Annotated in this window: 13 protein-coding genes; all 13 read right to left on the bottom strand. The window is 63.0% G+C overall.

Features of this window, described 5'->3' with window-relative positions; translation table 11 throughout:
• Positions 1-54: 54 nt before the first annotated feature.
• The gene (locus PFEN_RS26225) at positions 55-1,233 is read right to left on the bottom strand and encodes an NAD(P)/FAD-dependent oxidoreductase (protein ID WP_191489509.1); all 1,179 of its coding nucleotides are present in this window, start codon (positions 1,231-1,233) and stop codon (positions 55-57) included.
• Between the two features lie 252 nt (positions 1,234-1,485).
• Entirely contained in the window at positions 1,486-2,823 is a 1,338-nt protein-coding gene (dbpA, locus tag PFEN_RS26230; protein WP_263596645.1) for an ATP-dependent RNA helicase DbpA, read from the bottom strand.
• A gap of 360 nt (positions 2,824-3,183) precedes the next feature.
• Positions 3,184-4,614: a multidrug transporter subunit MdtD gene (gene mdtD / locus PFEN_RS26235; RefSeq protein ID WP_191489511.1), complete on the bottom strand. Its 1,431-nt coding sequence runs from the start codon at positions 4,612-4,614 to the stop codon at positions 3,184-3,186.
• Between the two features lie 444 nt (positions 4,615-5,058).
• A complete protein-coding gene (locus tag PFEN_RS26240; RefSeq protein ID WP_191489512.1) occupies positions 5,059-5,898 on the bottom strand; it encodes an alpha/beta fold hydrolase in 840 nt (279 codons plus the stop codon).
• 437 nt (positions 5,899-6,335) lie between these two features.
• On the bottom strand, positions 6,336-7,673 hold the full coding sequence (locus tag PFEN_RS26245; RefSeq protein WP_191489513.1) for a TldD/PmbA family protein: 1,338 nt from the start codon (positions 7,671-7,673) through the stop codon (positions 6,336-6,338).
• On the bottom strand, positions 7,673-9,115 hold the full coding sequence (locus tag PFEN_RS26250) for a TldD/PmbA family protein (RefSeq protein WP_191489514.1): 1,443 nt from the start codon (positions 9,113-9,115) through the stop codon (positions 7,673-7,675). The genes PFEN_RS26245 and PFEN_RS26250 overlap by 1 nt, the downstream gene beginning before the upstream one ends.
• 274 nt (positions 9,116-9,389) lie before the next feature.
• On the bottom strand, positions 9,390-10,085 hold the full coding sequence (locus PFEN_RS26255; RefSeq protein ID WP_191489515.1) for an RraA family protein: 696 nt from the start codon (positions 10,083-10,085) through the stop codon (positions 9,390-9,392).
• Between the two features lie 381 nt (positions 10,086-10,466).
• Complete coding sequence (betA, locus tag PFEN_RS26260) at positions 10,467-12,170, bottom strand: choline dehydrogenase (RefSeq protein WP_191489516.1); 1,704 nt, start codon at positions 12,168-12,170, stop codon at positions 10,467-10,469.
• Between the two features lie 213 nt (positions 12,171-12,383).
• The gene (gene betB, locus PFEN_RS26265; protein WP_191489517.1) at positions 12,384-13,856 is read right to left on the bottom strand and encodes a betaine-aldehyde dehydrogenase; all 1,473 of its coding nucleotides are present in this window, start codon (positions 13,854-13,856) and stop codon (positions 12,384-12,386) included.
• Between the two features lie 81 nt (positions 13,857-13,937).
• Positions 13,938-14,558 (bottom strand): transcriptional regulator BetI, encoded by a 621-nt coding sequence (gene betI, locus PFEN_RS26270; protein WP_191489518.1) that lies wholly within the window; start codon positions 14,556-14,558, stop codon positions 13,938-13,940.
• A 211-nt stretch (positions 14,559-14,769) separates the two neighbouring features.
• A complete protein-coding gene (gene choV / locus PFEN_RS26275; RefSeq protein WP_191489519.1) occupies positions 14,770-15,948 on the bottom strand; it encodes a choline ABC transporter ATP-binding protein in 1,179 nt (392 codons plus the stop codon).
• A complete protein-coding gene (gene choW, locus PFEN_RS26280) occupies positions 15,945-16,790 on the bottom strand; it encodes a choline ABC transporter permease subunit (RefSeq protein ID WP_191489520.1) in 846 nt (281 codons plus the stop codon). Before choW ends, choV begins: the two co-directional genes overlap by 4 nt.
• Positions 16,791-16,859: 69 nt before the next feature.
• Complete coding sequence (locus tag PFEN_RS26285) at positions 16,860-17,807, bottom strand: choline ABC transporter substrate-binding protein (RefSeq protein WP_191489521.1); 948 nt, start codon at positions 17,805-17,807, stop codon at positions 16,860-16,862.
• Between the last annotated feature and the right edge of the window lie 250 nt (positions 17,808-18,057).

The raw sequence follows: 18,057 nt of genomic DNA on the forward strand, positions 1-18,057 counted from the left end.
GAACGATAACGCGGTGTATCTACGCTGCCGCAGTGCCTGAAACACCCGCAATGATCAGGCGAATTGTGCCGCCGCATATCCCGAGGCCCAGGCCCACTGGAAATTGAAACCACCCAGGTGACCACTGACATCCAGCACTTCGCCAATGAAATACAGGCCGGGGCTTTTCAGCGATTCCATGGTCTTCGACGAGACTTCCCGGGTATCGACTCCGCCCAGGGTCACTTCGGCGGTGCGGTAGCCTTCCGTGCCGGCCGGCACCAGGCGCCAGTCGCCGAGCTTCTGCGCGACCTCGGCCAGTTCCGCCGGGGTGTATTGCTTCATCGGCTTGGAGACGAACCAGTGCTCGGCCAGGAGGTTGGCCATCTTCTTGGTGAACAACTCGCCCAACAGGGTTTTCAGTTCGCTGTTGGGGCGTTCGGCCTGTTGTCGTTGCAGCCAGTCGAGGGCGTCGTGGTCCGGCAGCAGGTTGACGTGCAGGGTATCGCCGGGATTCCAGAACGAGGAAATCTGCAGAATCGCCGGGCCGCTGAGTCCGCGGTGAGTGAACAGGATATTTTCCCGGAAACTCTGCTCGTTGCAGCTCACCAGGCAATCCACCGAAGTCCCGGAGAGCTCGCTGCAGAGCGCCTTGAGTTGATCGGTAATGGTGAACGGCACCAAGCCCGCGCGGGTCGGTAACACCTGGTGACCGAACTGCCTGGCCACCTGATAACCGAAACCGGTCGCGCCCAGGGTCGGGATCGACAGGCCGCCGGTGGCGATCACCAGCGACTGGCAGGTGATCTGGCCGAGGGTGGTTTGCAGCAGGTAGCCGTTTTCCAGCTTTTCGATGTGCTGGATGGCGGTGTCCAGGTGCAGGCTGACGCCGGCCTGGTCGCATTCGTCCAGAAGCATGCCGAGGATGTCGCTGGACTTGTTGTCGCAGAATAGCTGGCCGAGCTTTTTCTCGTGATAGGGCACGCCATGCTTGGCCACCATCGCGATGAAATCCCACTGGGTATAGCGGGCCAGGGCCGACTTGCAGAAATGCGGGTTTTGCGAGAGGAAGTTGCCGGGCTCGGTGTACATATTGGTGAAGTTGCAGCGACCGCCGCCGGACATCAGGATTTTCTTGCCGGCCTTGTTGGCGTGGTCGATCAGCATCACCTGGCGCCCGCGGGCGGCGGCGGTAAAGGCACACATCAAGCCGGCGGCGCCAGCGCCGATGATCACAACTTCAGTAACGGGCACAACGATGTCCTCGGGAATTCAGGTCGGGGGGAGCGCGGTCTTGCAAATACAGCAGCGATCTTCCGCGCGGCACTTGAAACAATAGAGATCTCAGAACAGCACTAAACCCGTGGGAGCGGAGCTTGCCCGCGAAGCCTTTGGTGGCCTCAAGGGCCCATTCGCGGGCGAGCTCCGCTCCCACAAAAAGCGCCATCAGCTACACCCGCGACATTCCCACCGTGGATCAGTGCGATCCCAGGATGCCGATCCGTTTCAGAGAATCCGCACGCGCAGCGAACGGCCCTTGATCTTGCCGTCGTTCAGGCGTTGCAAGGCCTGCTTGGCGACACCGCGCTCCACCGCCACATAGGCCTGGAAGTCGAAAATCGCGATCTTGCCGACCTGGGTCCCGGGAATCCCGGCGTCGCCGGTCAGGGCGCCGAGGATGTCGCCCGGACGCACCTTGTCCTTGCGCCCGCCACTGATGCACAAGGTGCTCATGGCCGGTAGCAGCGGAGCACCGCCCTGGGACTTGAGGTTGTCGAGCTGGTCCCAGTTCAACGGCGATTTCTGCACTTCCTCGATGGCCCGCGCGCGCAGGCTCTCGGACGGCGCCACCAGGCTGATCGCCAGGCCGGTCTCGCCCGCCCGGCCGGTACGGCCGACGCGGTGGATATGCATTTCCGAATCACGCGCCAGTTCGACGTTGATCACCATGTCCAGCGCATCGATATCCAGGCCGCGCGCGGCCACATCGGTGGCCACCAGCACCGAGATGCTGCGGTTGGCGAACATCGCCAGGACCTGGTCGCGGTCGCGTTGCTCAAGGTCGCCGTGCAGCGCGACGGCGGACACGCCCTTGGCGGTCAGGTGGTCGACGGTTTCCTGGACCTGCTGCTTGGTAAAGCAGAACGCCACGCAGGACTGCGGACGGAAATGGTTGAGCACCTTGACCACCGCTTCCATGCGTTCTTCCGGGGAAATCTCGTAGAAGCGCTGCTCGATCTGGCTGTCGGCGTGCATCGCCTCGGCCTTGACCTGCTGCGGGTTACGCATGAACTTGGCGGCCAGCTGCTTGATGCTCACCGGGTAGGTGGCGGAGAACAGCAGGGTCTGCCGCCGCTCCGGGAGCTGGGCGATGATTTCCTCGATGGCGTCGTAGAAGCCCATGTCGAGCATGCGGTCGGCTTCGTCGAGTACCAGGGTGTTGAGGCCGTGCAGGACCAGCGAGCCCTTGCGCAGGTGCTGCTGGATACGCCCTGGAGTGCCGACGATGATGTGCGTGCCGTGTTCCAGGGAGGCGATCTGCGGACCCAGGGCGACGCCACCGCAGAGGGTCAGCACCTTGATATTGTCTTCGGCGCGGGCCAGGCGGCGGATTTCCTTGGCAACCTGGTCGGCCAGCTCGCGCGTCGGGCAGATCACCAGTGCCTGGCAGCCGAAGAACCGCGGGTTGATCGGGTTGAGCAGGCCGATGCCGAAGGCGGCGGTCTTGCCGCTACCGGTCTTGGCCTGGGCGATCAGGTCCATGCCCTTGAGGATCACCGGCAAGCTTTGCGCCTGGATCGGCGTCATCTGGGCATAACCGAGGGAGTCGAGGTTAGCCAGCATGGCGGCGGACAGTGGCAAAGAGTTAAACGCGGTGGCGATGGTGGTCACGGGACGGGCCTGCAAAACAAAATGTCGCGCAGTGTATCAGTCCCGCCCGGCGGCGCTGCAAATTCTGGACGAAAAGTAGCCAAATATTAGTGGCGCTAAGCCATTTCGGGAAAGCCGGGGCTTGAACCTGCTTTTGTGGCGAGCGGGCTTGCCCGCGTTGGGCCGCGAAGTGGCCCTGAAATCAGCGACTTCATTGTGTCAGGCAGAACGCAGTCACAGGTTTTTGGGGCTGTTTCACAGCCCAACGCGGGCAAGCCCGCTCGCCACATGGGGGGCCTGCCGAAGATCAGGAATGAGTATTCCGTCAGCAGGTCAGTGCTCGATGTGCCGCTCCTGAACCAACTTGGCCCGCCGTCCGTCAAGGGGCGACAGCTGCAGGAAAATCGCCGAGGCGAACATCGCCATGATGCCGACGGTCAGGAAGGTCAGTTGGAATGCGCCGAGCACCGTCTCCACGCCATCATTGCCGATGGCGGCGGTAAAACCGCCGAGCAGGGCACCGGCACAGGCCACCCCGAGGCTCAGGGACAACTGCGCCACCACCGACAGCAGGCTGTTGCCGCTGCTGGCCGACTTGTCGTCGAGGTCGATCAGGGTCACGGTGTTCATCGCCGTGAATTGCAGCGAGTTGATCGCCCCGGCAATCGCCAGCATGCTCAGCAACAGGGGGTAGGGCGTGTGCTCGCTGACCAGGCCCAGGGCCGCGAGCATGAAGCCCAGCGCCAGGGTGTTGCCGGTGAGCACGATGCGATAACCCAGGCGCTCGATCAGCGGCCGGGCAATCGATTTGGCGAACATCGCCGCCGCCGCCAGCGGCAGCATGCTCATCCCCGCCTGGGACGGCGAGTAACCCAGGGCCACTTGCAGCAACAAGGGCACCAGGAACGGCAAGGCACCGCTGCCCAGGCGGGCGAACAGGTTGCCGAGAATGCCCACGGCAAAGGTCCGGGTCTTGAACAGCGACGGGGCGAACAGTGGGTTGTCGATATGCCCGGCCCGCAGCCAGTACGCCGCCAGGCACGCGAGGCCGGCGAACAGCAGCAACATCACCCGCAGGTGCGGCAGTTGCAGTTCGCCGAGGCCCTCCATGGCGATGGTGATCAGCAGCATCGCCGCGCCGAACAGCAGGAAGCCGATACCGTCGAAGCGCGTGCGTTCGCTGCCGCGCAGGTCGGGAATGAATTTCCACACCGCATAACAGCCGATCAGCCCCACCGGCAAGTTGATCAGGAAGATCCAGTGCCAGGTCAGGTACTGCACCATCCAGCCACCCATGGTCGGGCCGATCAACGGGCCAAGCAGGCCGGGGATGGTGATGAAGCCCATGATCCGCACCAGCTCCGAGCGCGGGTAGGCGCGCAGTACCACCAGCCGGCCGACCGGGAGCATCAGCGAGCCGCCCAGGCCCTGGATAATCCGTGCGCCGACCAGCATGTTCAACGAGCTCGACAGGGCACAGAGCAGGGAGCCGATGCTGAACAGCAGGATGGCGCCGAAGAAGATGCGCTTGGTGCCGAAGCGGTCGGAAATCCAGCCCGAGGCGGGGATCAGCAAGGCCACGGTGAGCATGTAGGCGATCACCACGCCTTGCATGCGCAGGGGGTTTTCCGCCAGGTCCAGGGCCATGGCCGGCAGTGCGGTATTGAGGATGGTCCCGTCGAGGGACTGCATGAAGAAAGCGATGGCCACCACCCACGGTAGCCAACGAGCGGTCGTTACGTCGAGAGGGGCGCGGTCGGGCATGGGCGGCTCTATTTGTTAGCAGACTACGTAGTTGCAGTATGCCTGATCGGTCAAGAATCGTGTAGGCGCGCTTGCTTTCTGTTGTAGGGCGCAAGTCCTGTTGGAGTCGGATTTATTTGCGAGTCGGCCCTTGAGGCCGCCAAAAGCTTCGCGGGCAAGCTCCGCTCCCACAGGTTTTTGGTCGTATACAGATTTTGGGGCAACGTGGAAATTGTGGGAGCCGGATTTATCCGCGAAGAGGCCCTTGAGGCCGCCAAAAGTTTCGCGGGCAAGCTCCGCTCCCACAGGTTTTTGGTCGTATACAGATTTTGGGGGCAACGTGGAAATTGTGGGAGCCGGATTTATCCGCGAAGAGGTCCTTGAGGCCACCAAAAGCTTCGCGGGCAAGCTCCGCTCCCACAGGTTCTCGCCCGATGCGGAGAGTGTGCCGGGCCTTATTGGCGGCTATCCGGCGTTGGTCGGTAGCAGAAACCCCAGCAATGCCTGATGCACCGCGTTGGCAGCCTGGCGTGATTCCAGATCGAGCAGGTGGCCGGTGTCCTCGGCGACGGAAAAACTGCATCGGGGGATGTATTCCTGAAACATCCGTGCCCCTTCGGCCGGGGTGTAGATGTCCTTGGCGCCGTTGATGAAATGCACCGGGCTCTGGATCGCGGACAGCGCCCGCAGGTAGTTGCCATCGCCCAGTTGCAGCACCTGGTCGATATGGAAGCGCGCCTGGCGGTACTCGGTGCTGGGCATTGAGGACAGGTGTTGGTGGTTGGTGGTTTTGAGCCGCGGCGGCAGGTAGTGACCAACGGTGTCGTTGAGCAGGTGGCCGATGGCGGATTTGTCGTCCACCGCGATCAGCTCGTGGACCCGTTGCACGTAAGCCAGCATCGCTGGGTTCAGGTCGGGCGCCAGGGCCATCACCACCGAGCTTTCAATGGTCGGCGGGTGCCGGGTCAGGGCCAGCAGGGTGGAAATACCGCCCCAGGAGGCGGAGACCAGGTGATTGACTTCCAAGCGCCGCACCAGGGTCAGGAGGATCTCCACCTCGTCATCCTTGGTTACCAGGCCCGGATCGGGATTGTAGGGTTGTGAGCGTCCGGCGAAGGGCAGGTCGAACAGCACCACATTGAAGTGCTCGGCCAGGCATTTGCTGGTGCGGGTGAAGGAACTGGTGGTGGCCAGGGCGCCATTGACCAGTAGCACCGTCTTGCGCAACGGATCGTCGCCGATGCGCTCGACATGGATGTTGAAATGCCGGTAGAGGTTGTTGATGACAAAGCTTCCATGATTCATATCAAGCTCCAGCAAAACACTTTCGAGAGGTGAAAGAGGTGCGGCACTGAGTAAGAACGTCGCGGGTAAAGCCTGTTTTTCCAGAGGGGCCGTGTGAGGGTGGCGTTTTGATGGTGCAATGAAAACCGAGAGAATGTATAGCGCGCCAGGCTGCCTCAGGGCAACTGGCTGAGTGGATAGGCGTGCGGGTATTTCGGTCAGCGGGTTAACGCGATCTTGTGGGTGTCATGGCCCATGCAGGAGCCAGCTTGCTGGCGATGGCGCCCGTGAGCCTTGCATCGCCCGGGCGGTCGCCATCGCCAGCCAGCTGGCTCCTACAGCTAATGGCATGGCGATGTTCTTGTGTTGGAGCATGGGGGTGTGGGAGCCAGCTGGCTGGCGATGAGGCCGGCAAGGCTCCCATGGGGTTTGTGGTGCCTGCGGGCGCGGACTCCAGGTTACAGGGTCAGCGTCAGCTTGCTGATCAGCGCCCCCGGCAGCAGGTTCGAGGCGGTCTGCCGCTGGTCGTAGGTGCTCGCCGACAGCAGCAGCTCACGCTCCTGGGTCAGGGCTTCCAACTGGCTGCCCAACAGGCTGTAGGCACTGTCATCGAAGCGCATGGTGCTGACCGGTGCCTGGATCTCGCCGCTCTCCACCCAGAAAGTGGCGAAGCGGGTCATGCCGGTCATCCGCGCCGCCGGTTGGTCCGAGTAGTTCAGGTACCACAGGTTGCTGATGTACAGGCCTGTGCCCAATTGCTTGAGAATATCGGCCTGGGCGAGTATCCCGGCGCGCATCTGCAAGGCGCCGGGATACTCGCCGCCGCTGGCGCCGTTGGTCGTCAGCCCATACTCGGCGGCACTGCGGGAGTTGATCAACTGTTGATCGGCCGCGCCCGCGGCGACCAATGACACATCGCCGCGTGGATAGCCTTCATTGGAAAACGCCGGACTCAGCGAGCCGCTGATCTGCTCGCCGAGCCAGACCATGGGGCTGAAGCGGGCTTCGCCGGCATAGAGTTTTTGCAACGGGCTGTGCTTGCTGCCGATGGCCTGGGCCGAAAAACCGCCCCAACTGAGCATGCCCATGACTTCTTCAAGCGCCGCCGGCGCCAGGTAGGCACGGTATTCGCCCGGCGCCAGCGTACGCAACGGTCGCCCGAGAAACGCGAGCTGCTCGCGGGCCTGCTGGAAGCGTTGGGCAAAGCTGTCGCTGTTCCAGTCATGGCCGGCGAAACTGGCCTTCACGGCCTGGCCGTTTTCATGGAACAGACTCCAGTCAAAGTTGAAACTGTTGGCCTGGTGCCAACCGAAGGCCCCGTCGGCGCTGGCAAAGCCACGGCTGATTGGGCCGGCGGCGTAGAACCCGACCATGTCCAGGCCGACCGCCGCGCGACTGATTTCTTCCAGTACGCGTGCCGTGTCCGGTAACGGCTGGCTCTGCACGTTCCGGCTTTGCCAGGCGTTGTGGTTGAGCAGCAGGTACGGGTCGGCTGGCAACAGCGGGAGGATTTCGCGCAGTTGTCGCAGGCCGTCCGCCAAGCGCTGGCGGTCCGGTTCGAGTTCGCCGGAGAGGGTGATCTGCAAATCGGCATGGCGCCCGTCGTCGATCAGCTTGAAGCTCAACGTGGCCTGTTGCACCTGTCCGGCCTGGCGCACCCGGCCATGATTGAAGCGGATAAAGTCCGACGCTTCGGCGGCATAGCCCAGGGTAAAGCGTTCCGGGGCGCGGAGCTGTTTCTGCAAACTGTCGACCAGGGCGCGGAAGTGTTCGACCTGGCTCAGTGAAGTACTCATCAGGCATCGCCTCCAAACACATCGACATGACTGAAGACACAGGCGGGCGACGCGTGCCCGACCCGGATCACCTGGTTCGGTTCGCCCTTGCCGCAGTTCGGCGTGCCCAAGACCTGGAAGGTCTCGGTATTGCCGACGGCGCTGAGGTTGCGCCAGAACTGTGCGGAAATCGCCCGGTAGTTGGGGTTTTTCACCACGCCCTTGAGCTCGCCGTTCTCGATCAACTGGCCCCACTCGCAGCCGAACTGGAATTTGTTGCGGGCGTCGTCGATGGACCAGGACCGGTTGGTGGACATCAGGATGCCTTTTTCGATACCCCCGACCAGTTGTGCGAAGGATTGCTCGCCGGGTTCGATATTGAGGTTGGCCATGCGGTCGATGGGCGGACGGTTCCAACTGCAGGCGCGGCTGTTGGCGACGCCGTCGAGGCCGGCGCGGAACTGTGACAACGCGCCGCCCAGTGGCCGCAGCAGTCGCCCTTCGCGAATCAGGAATTCCTTGTGGGCCGCGGTGCCGTCGTCGTCATGTCCGTAGCTGGCCAGTTGTTGTGGGATGGACGGATCGAAGGTCACGTTGAGCAGTGGCGAACCATATTGCAGGTTGCCGAAGTCGCTGGCCTTGACGAAGCTGGTGCCGGCGTAATTGCGCTCGTCGCCGAGGATGCGATCCAGTTCCAGCGGGTGGCCGATGGATTCGTGGATCTGCAGGATCATCTGGTCCGGGGTCAGTAACAGGTCACGTGGACCTTGCGGGGTGTTGGGCGCCAGCAGCAATTGCAGGGCCTGGTCGGCGATCCGCGCGCCTGCGCCGATCAGCCCGGAACGCCCGATGACATCGGCGCCGCCTTGCTGGCCGAAGTTTTCCCGGCCCAGGGTGCGGGTCTGGCTGTCCGCGCCGTCGTAGGCGGTGACGCTCAGGCCCGGGTAGACGAAGCGCAGCGCCTGGCGCAGTTCGGCGCCGGCGTTGTTGAGGTAGATCTGCTCGACCTGGGTCAGGCCGAGGCTGACTTCCCAGTTGACCAGCCGCTCGTCCTTGGGCACGGCGGCCGATTCGGCGCCGAGCAGGGCGTAGCAGTCGCTCAGGGACGCAAAGGGTTGCTCGAGCTGGGGCGAGTGATAGTCGGCGCGGTCGCTGGACACGCTGTGCCGGCGAAGGTCGAGCAGTGCGTGGGGGGCCATCAGCCGGGCGTAGTCTTCGGCGCGGTCGAGGGCGCTTTGCAGGCCGGCCTGGGAAAGGTCGTTGGTGGCGGCGTAGGCTTCGACGCCGTTGAGGCGCACGGTGAGCATCGCACCTTCGTCGAGGCGCAGGCTCGGGGGCTCCGCGACGTTCTTGCGCACCGACAGGTATTGGCCGGATTCGCGGACGTAACGCAGCGAGAAAAATTCAGCGCCCGTGCGCAAGCCGGCGAAGCGCTGCTTGAGCTGGGGGTGGAAGTCGAACATGGGGAACCTCCCTGGAAATGGCGGTGGCCGTGCGGGGCGCCTTATGGGCGGCCCCAATGCCAGTCTGTCAGGAAAAGGCGATTTTGCTAGCGCTGTGATTCTGTAGCCTGGCTTGCCAGCGAGGCTTTTGGCGATCTTGAGGGCCTATTCGCGGCGCTGCGGCGATCCGACAAGCTCCGCTCCCACAAGTTCTCGGTCGTGCGGACGATTCGGGTACGACTCGAAACTAATGTGGGAGCGGAGCTTGCCCGCGAAGCTCTTGAGGCTTTTGACCTTAGAGCGGGCAGCCCTTGGCGCGCAGGATCGCATCGAAGCGGTCCGGGTCCAGGGTACCGGCTTCAATCGCCGCCAGCGTGGCTTTTTCCCGCGCCAGCAGATCGTGGCAGCGCACCAGCAGCTCCGGCAGTTCGGAGCGGGCCGCGGCGACCACGCCGTCACCGTCGCCAATCATCAGGTCGCCCGGGGTTACCAGCATGCCGGCACAGGAAATCGGGACGTTGATTTCGCCCCCGCCGTCGGTGCTCGGGCCACGGTGTACGCCGCCAATGGCGTAGGCCGGCAGCTCGCCGGTCTGCCATTCGTCAAGGTCGCGCAGGGCGCCGTTGATCACCACGCCGACGATACCGGCCTTGAGGGCCATGGCGCGCATGATGCCGCCGAACACCGCACGGGTCAGGTCGGCGCTGCCGTCGATCACCAGCACATCGCCCGGGCGGGCCATCTGCATGGCCTTGAGGATCATCAGGTTGTCGCCCGGGCGCACGCGCACGGTCAGGGCATTGCCGAGCATCGGCGTGTTGCCGTGGAATGGCTTGAGGCCGAGGCCGCCGACGTTGCGCCCGAGGCAGTCGCTGACCGCGGCGGCGGGGATCTTGCTGAATTCCTTCAGCCACTTGGGGTCCATGGGCTCGGGGTTGGGATTGATCAGGTAGCCGGTGGGCCATTTGCTCGAAGAGACGACATCAAACATGGGAAAGCCTCGTGGCCAGCAATGTGGCGGCGTGTCGGAGTGGGGCGGGGGTGAAACGTTTGCGCGCCATTAGATTAGGCTTGCGCGGGGGGTAGGAGCAAGGGTGGGCTAGTGTGGGGATTGTTTACGTTGTGTGGCTGAAGTGGAGAGCTTGGTCCGGCGATAACCTACCTTGTGGCGAGCGGGCTTGCCCGCGTTGGGCTGCGAAGCGGCCCTGAAACCGGCGGGCTCGGTGTGCCAGGACGACCAAGAATGCCGGTTTTGCGACTGCTTCGCAGCCGAGCGCGGGCAAGCCCGCTCGCCACAAGATCGCGCTTGGCTTCAGATTTCGTCTACTGAACGGCGTTGGGCGTGCCCCCCCATGACAAGGGGGCTCGCGGATTACTGCGCGGTACGGCTCACTTCACGCAACGGCTTGCCGCGCACCGGCGCATCGCCGGCCACGTAATAGTCGGCCTGGCTGCGCGGCAGTGGCTGGCGGCCACGGATCTTGTCGGCGATTTTCTCGGCGATCATGATCGTCGGCGCGTTGAGGTTGCCGGTGGTGATGATCGGCATGATCGACGCGTCGACCACTCGCAGGCCCTGCAGGCCATGCACGCGACCCTGGCTGTCGACCACCGCCATCTCGTCGCTGCCCATCTTGCACGAGCAGGACGGGTGGAACGCGGTCTCGGCGTGCTCGCGGACGAACTGGTCGAGTTGCTCGTCGGTCTGCACTTCGATGCCCGGACTGATTTCACGCCCGCGGTAAGCATCCAGTGCCGGCTGCTGCATGATTTCCCGGGTCAGGCGAATGCCGTCGCGGAACTCCTGCCAGTCCTGTTCGGTGGCCATGTAGTTGAACAGGATGCTCGGGTGCTGGCGCGGGTCCTTGGACCTGGCCTGTACACGTCCGCGGCTTGGCGAACGCATGGAACCCATGTGCGCCTGGAAGCCGTGCTCTTTCACGCCGTTGCTGCCGTTGTAGTTAATCGCCACCGGCAGGAAGTGGTACTGGATATTCGGCCATTCGAATTCCGGACGGGTGCGGATAAAACCGCCGGCCTCGAACTGGTTGCTGGCGCCGATGCCGGTGCCATTGAACAGCCATTCGGCACCGATGGCCGGCTGGTTCCACCACAGTAGCGATGGATACAGCGAGACCGGCTGGGTGCAGGCGTATTGCAGGTACAACTCCAGATGATCCTGCAGGTTCTCGCCGACCCCCGGCAGATCGTGGACCACGGGAATGTCCAGGCTTTGCAGGAGCTTGGCCGGACCGACACCGGAGCGCTGGAGAATCTGCGGCGAAGCGATGGCGCCGCTGCACAGCAGGACTTCCTTGCGCGCGCGGGCTTCGACCGGTTCTTCGGCCGAACCCAGCAGGTAACGCACGCCGACCGCGCGCTTGCCTTCGAAGAGGATCTTGTCGGTCAGGGCGTGGGTGACGATGGTCAGGGTCGAACGTTGCTTGGCGATGTCCAGGTAGCCGCGCGCGGTACTGGCGCGACGGCCCTTGGGCGTCACGGTCCGGTCCATCGGGCCGAAGCCTTCCTGCTGGTAGCCGTTGAGGTCGGAGGTCGCGGGGTAGCCGGCTTGCACGCCGGCTTCGACCATGGCGTGGAACAGCGGATTGTTGCCGGCCTTGGGCGTGGTCACGCTGACCGGGCCTTCGCCGCCGTGGTAGTCGTTGGCGCCGATGTCACGGGTTTCCGCCTTGCGGAAGTACGGCAGGCAATCGAGGTAGCTCCAGTCTTCCAGGCCTGGCAGCTTGGCCCAGCCGTCATAGTCCAGGGCATTGCCGCGGATGTAGCACATGCCGTTGATCAGCGAGGAGCCGCCGAGGCCCTTGCCGCGACCGCACTCCATGCGCCGCCCGTTCATGTGCGGTTCCGGGTCGGTTTCATAGGCCCAGTTGTAGCGCCGGCCTTGCAGCGGGAAGGCGAGGGCGGCGGGCATCTGGGTGCGGAAGTCGAAGCGGTAGTCGGGACCACCGGCTTCGAGCAGCAGGACGCTGACGCCGGCGTCTTCGGTCAGGCGGGTGGCCAGGGTGTTACCGGCGGAGCCGGCACCGATGATGATGTAATCGAATTCTTGGGACATGAAATGCAGCCCTCGTTGAAGTGGGTCGGGCGCAGGCCGATGCGATTCAAATGTGGCGAGGGGGTTTACCCCCGTTCGGCTGCGCGGCAGTCGCAAAGTCAGCGACCGTGTTCTGTCTGAGGCAACGCGGAGCCCGGGTTTGGGGCCGCTTCGCGGCCCAACGGGGGCAAGCCCCCTCGCCACGATTGGCCCAACCGCAGGCTCCGTGTTGGCTTAGAACACCGAGTTGTATTCGCCCAACTCGACCTGTACCGATTTGATCCGGGTGAAGTTGTTCAGCGAGCTGATGCCGTTTTCCCGGCCGACCCCCGACTGCTTGTAGCCGCCGACCGGCATCTTGGCGTCGGACTCGCCCCAGGCGTTGATCCAGCAGATACCGGCTTCCAACTGATGAATCACCCGGTGAGCACGGTTCAGATCCTTGGTCACCACCCCGGCGGCCAGGCCGAACTCGGTGTCGTTGGCGCGGCGGATCACTTCTTCTTCGGTTTCGTAGCTGAGGATGCTCATCACCGGGCCGAAGATCTCTTCACGAACGATGCTCATGTCATCGCTGCAATCGGTGAACACGGTCGGCGCGACAAAGGCACCCTTGGCGAATTCACCCGCAGTCAGGCGTTCGCCACCGCACAGCAGGCGCGCACCTTCTGCCTTGCCCTTGGCGATGTAGCCGAGCACGCTTTCCATATGGGCGAAGCTGACCAGCGGGCCGAAGTTGGTGTTTTCGTCCTGCGGGTCACCGACGCGGATACGCGCCACGCGCTCGACGATCTTGGCTTCGAAGGCGGCTTTCAACTGGCTCGGTACGAACACGCGAGTACCGTTGGTGCAGACCTGGCCGGAGCTGTAGAAGTTGGCCATCATCGCGGTGTCGGCGGCGCGATCGAGGTCGGCGTCGTCGAAAATGATCAGCGGCGACTTGCCGCCCAGTTCCATGGTCACGTCCTTGAGCGACGAGCTGGACGCGCTGGCCATGACCTTCTTGCCGGTGTCGGTGCCGCCGGTGAAGGAGACTTTCTCGATGCGCGGGTGTTCGGTCAGCCAGGTGCCGACTTCACGACCGCTGCCGGTAAGGACGTTGAACACGCCATCCGGCACGCCGGCTTCGGTGTAGATTTCGGCCAGTTTCAAGGTGGTCAGCGAGGTGACTTCGCTCGGTTTGAAGATCATTGCATTGCCGGCGGCCAGGGCCGGCGCGGATTTCCACAGGGCGATCTGGATCGGGTAGTTCCACGCGCCGATACCCGCGACCACGCCCAGCGGCTCGCGCCGGGTGTAGACGAACGAGGTGGTGCGCAGCGGGATCTGCTCGCCTTCGATAGCGGGCACCAGGCCAGCGTAGTATTCCAGCACGTCGGCGCCAGTGACGATGTCGACATAACGGGTTTCGGAATAGGCCTTGCCGGTGTCGAGGGTTTCCAGGGCGGCCAGTTCGTCGTTGCGTTCACGCAGGATGTCGACGGCGCGCCGCAGGATCCGCGAACGCTCCATGGCGGTCATCGCGGCCCAGATTTTCTGGCCCTTTTCGGCACTGACCACGGCGCGCTCGACGTCTGCTTTGGTCGCACGCTGCACGGTGGCGAGCACTTCACCGTTAGCCGGGTTGATGGCATCGAAAGTAGCGTCGCCGCTGGCGTCGGAGTAACCGCCGTCGATGTAGAGTTTTTGCAGTTCGAAACGGGCCATAGTGTCCTCGCAAGTGCAGTGTGGGTTGGCTGACCTTGGAGCGGGGGCCCTGTAGCCGGGGCAACCCGAGTCCGTGATCGTTCAGGTGCCGAAGCGTTCTTGGCCGCCTATGCACACCTGTTTTGTCAGTTGGAAATCCATGTATTCATACGCGATACGTTGTGCCTGCACGGTGTCGAAGGCGTCTCCCGACAGCGCGCCGCGCAACCACAAACCATCGATCAACGCGGCCAAACCACGTGCCGCGCTGCGCGCCGCGGGCAACGGCAGGACGCGGCGGAACTGGCAACACAGGTTGGAATACAGACGGTGATCGTTGATCCGCTGCAACCTGTGCAAAGACGGGTGGTGCATGCTGGTGGCCCAGAAGGCCAGCCAGGTTTTCATCGCCGGGCCATTGACCTGGCTGGCATCGAAGTTGCCTTCGATAATCACCCGCAGATGCGCCCTGGGGCTGTCGTCTGTCAGCGCCAGGCGGCGCGCGGCGACGTTCTCGATCAAGACATTCATCAGGTAGCGCATCGTGGCGGCGATCAGGCCATTCTTGTCCCGAAAGTAGTGGCTGATGATGCCATTCGAAACCCCGGCCAAGCGGGCGATCAGCGCAATGCTGGCATCCGCCATCCCGACCTGGTCGACCGCCGTCAACGTGGCGGCGATCAATTGCTGGCGGCGTATGGGTTGCATACCGACCTTGGGCATCGTGCACCTCTCCTCAAACCTGCTGGTAGTCAGGAAGCGGCTACCGGTATGGGGACCAGTCTATTTTGTTTTGATTGAACGTTCAATTAACAAAAAACCGGGGTTACGACGAATCACCGTTATCCGGCGGCTCTTCCCCTGCGGTCAGCGGTAAAACGACATTCCGAAAAACAAGACGCCGCGATGCGCTCGCGGCGTCCTTACAGGTGTCTCAACCGAGGTTCTTGCCCAGCAGCGCGTGGTACAGCTCGCTGTCGCCGAGAATCCCCACCACCTTGTTGTTGTCGTGCAGCACCAGCTTGTGGCCGGTCTGGTAGCGGATCTGCAACGCATCGCGCATGCCGATGTTCGAGTCCACCAGCGTCGGCGTGCGCCCCAAGCCTTCCACTGCTTGTCCGTGCACCCAGCTTTGCAGGTTCAGGCTGGCACCGTTCTGGCGCGCACCCTTGATGGTGTTGCCTTCGGCCAGGTCGATCCACGAATCGCCGCCCGGGTCGATGCACACCGAACCGTTGACCCGCTTGCAGTTGTCCAGGGTGCGCATCAGGCTGCGCCCGCAGAGCACATTGAGCGGATTGGTGTGGGCGACGAAGGTGCGCACATATTCGTCCGCCGGGTTGAGCACGATGTCTTCCGGCTTGCTGTACTGGATGATCCGCCCGTCTTTCATGATAGCGATGCGGCTGCCCAGCTTCAGGGCCTCATCCAGGTCGTGGCTGACGAACACGATGGTCTTGTGCAGCTTGCGTTGCAGGTCGAGCAGTTCGTCCTGCAAGCCTTGGCGGATCAGGGGGTCGAGGGCCGAGAAAGGTTCGTCCATCAACAGAATGTCGGCGTCCATCGCCAGGGCGCGGGCCAGGCCCACGCGTTGTTGCATGCCGCCGGACAGTTCGTCGGGCTTCTTGTTGCGCCATTGCTCCAGGCCGACCAGTTGCAGCTTCTCGTCCACCAGTTGGCGGCGTTCCTTTTCCGGACGGCCCTGCATCTCCAGGCCGAAGCTGATGTTCTCGCGCACCGTCAGCCAGGGCATCAGGGCGAACTTCTGGAACACCATGGCGATGCGCTTGGTACGCATCATCTTCAGTTCGGCGTCGGTGCAGTTGGCGATGTCGATCTGCCGGCCTTCATGCTCGACGAACAAGTGGCCACGGCTGACCGTGTTCAAGCCGTTGATGCAGCGCAGCAGGCTGGACTTGCCGGAGCCGGACAGCCCCATCAGTACGCAGATCTCGCCTTTTTCGATTTCCAGGCTGGCGTTTTCCACGCCGACGATCTGGCCGGTCTTTTTCAGGATCTCTTCACGCTTGAGGCCTTTGTCCAGCAACGCGAGGGCCTCTCGCGGATTCCTGGAGAAGATGACGTCTACCTTGTCGAAGCGAATGATGCTCATGCGTCACCCCTTACCTGTGCGTCGGGTTGTTTGCAGATACGGTCGAGCATGATTGCCAGCAATACGATCGCCAGGCCGGCTTCGAAGCCGAGGGCGATATCAGCGGTGTTCAGTGCGTTGACCACGGGTTTACCCAAGCCATCGGCACCGACCAGTGCGGCGATCACCACCATCGACAACGACAGCATGATGCACTGGGTGACACCGGCGGCGATGCTCGGCATGGCGTGGGGCAGTTCAATTCGTGAGAGCAGTTGACGGCGCGAGCAGCCGAAGGCTTTGCCGGCGTCGAGCAGTTCTTGCGGTACATCCTGGATACCCAGGTAAGTCAGGCGGATGGGCGCGGCAATCGCGAACACCACCGTGGAGATCAGACCCGGGACGACACCCAGACCGAACAGGGTCAGGGTTGGAATGAGGTACACGAAGGTCGGTACGGTCTGCATCAGGTCGAGGACCGGGCGCATCAGGGTGTAGAACATCGGCTTGTGCGCGGCGACGATGCCCAACGGCACGCCGATGACCACGCAGACCAGGGTGGCGAACATCACCTGGGCCAGGGTTTCCATGGTTTCCTGCCAGTACCCCAGGTTGAGGATCAGCAGGAAGGAGGCGATCACGAAGGCGGTCAGCCCCCATTTACGCTGGATCAGGTGGGCGATCGCCGCGATCAGCGCGATCAATGCCAGCGGATTGAACCAGGCCAGCGCGAAGGTCACGCCGTGGATCATCGCTTCGAGGGTCGAGGCGATGAAATCGAAGTAGTTGGCACCGTGCTTCGTCAACCATTCGACGAACGCCGCGATGTACTGGCCCAGGGGGATTTTATGTTCAGTCAGCATGGTATTGAACGTCCACATGCGGGGAAATAAATGCCGGTCCAGGCGGGTGAGCCCGCCCGGACCTGGCGGTTATTGCGCGAGCTTGGCTTTCACGGCTTCCAGGCCAGGTTTTCCGTCAATGGTGGTCACGCCCGCCAGCCAGGTGGTCAGCACCTGTGGGTTCTTCTTCAGCCAGGCCTTGGCCGCGGCTTCAGGCTTCATCTTGTCGTCAAGGATGTTGCCCATCAGCGAGCTTTCCATATCGACGGTGAACTCGAGGTTCTTCAGCAGTTGGCCGACGTTGCTGCATTCCTGGGTGTAGCCCTTGCGGGTGTTGGTCAGGACGGTCGCGGCACCGAAGTCCGGGCCGAAGTAGTCGTCGCCGCCGGTCAGGTACTGGATCTTGAAGCGCTTGTTCATCGGGTGCGGCGCCCAGCCGAGGAAGACCACGGCGGTGTCGCGTTTCTGCGCGCGGTCGACCTGCGAGAGCATGCCGGCCTCGCTGGACTCGACCACCTTGAAGCCGGCGTCTTTCAGGCCGAAGGCGTTCTTGTCGATCATGCTCTGGATCAGGCGGTTGCCGTCGTTGCCTGGCTCGATGCCGTAGATCTTGCCGTCCAGTTCCTTCTTGAACTTGGCGATATCGGCGAAGTCATGCAGGCCCTTGTCGTACAGCGCCTGAGGGACGGCGAGGGTGTACTTGGCGCCCTTGAGGTTGGTGCGCACGGTTTCCACTGTGCCGGCATCGCGATAGGCCTTGATGTCGTTTTCCATGGTCGGCATCCAGTTGCCGAGGAACACATCCATGTTCTTGCCGTCGGCCAGGGACTTGTAGGTCACCGGCACGGAAATCATCGTGGTCTTGGTCTTGTAGCCCAGGGCGTCGAGCACCACGCTGGTGGTGGCGGTGGTGGCGGTGATATCCGTCCAGCCGACATCCGAGAAGTTAACGGTACTGCACTGCGCCGGCTCTGCGGCCTGGGCCAGCAGTGGCAGGCTCAGCATGGCGGCCAACAACAACGACGGGGAACCTTTCATGGGTGGACTCCTGGATGTTTATTTTTGGCAGTGGTCCGACTGGACGATCGCTCTTAGTTATTGTCTTGCGGTTCGAGGCTTCGAGGACGGCTCTACCCCGGTGCCTTGCAATCGAGTCGAGACTGATCATGTACCAGCCTGAATATGTCGCCTACAGGGTGCGTCGTATCCAGTACAGGGAGGGTCGCATCCAGTGTCGGTGAGGTCGTTTACAGCTTTTTTCTGGGCTTTTTTCCTCTCTGCGCCGCAA

The organism is Pseudomonas sp. FEN (assembly GCF_904067045.1).
In the GTDB taxonomy this organism is placed as follows: Bacteria; Pseudomonadota; Gammaproteobacteria; order Pseudomonadales; family Pseudomonadaceae; genus Aquipseudomonas.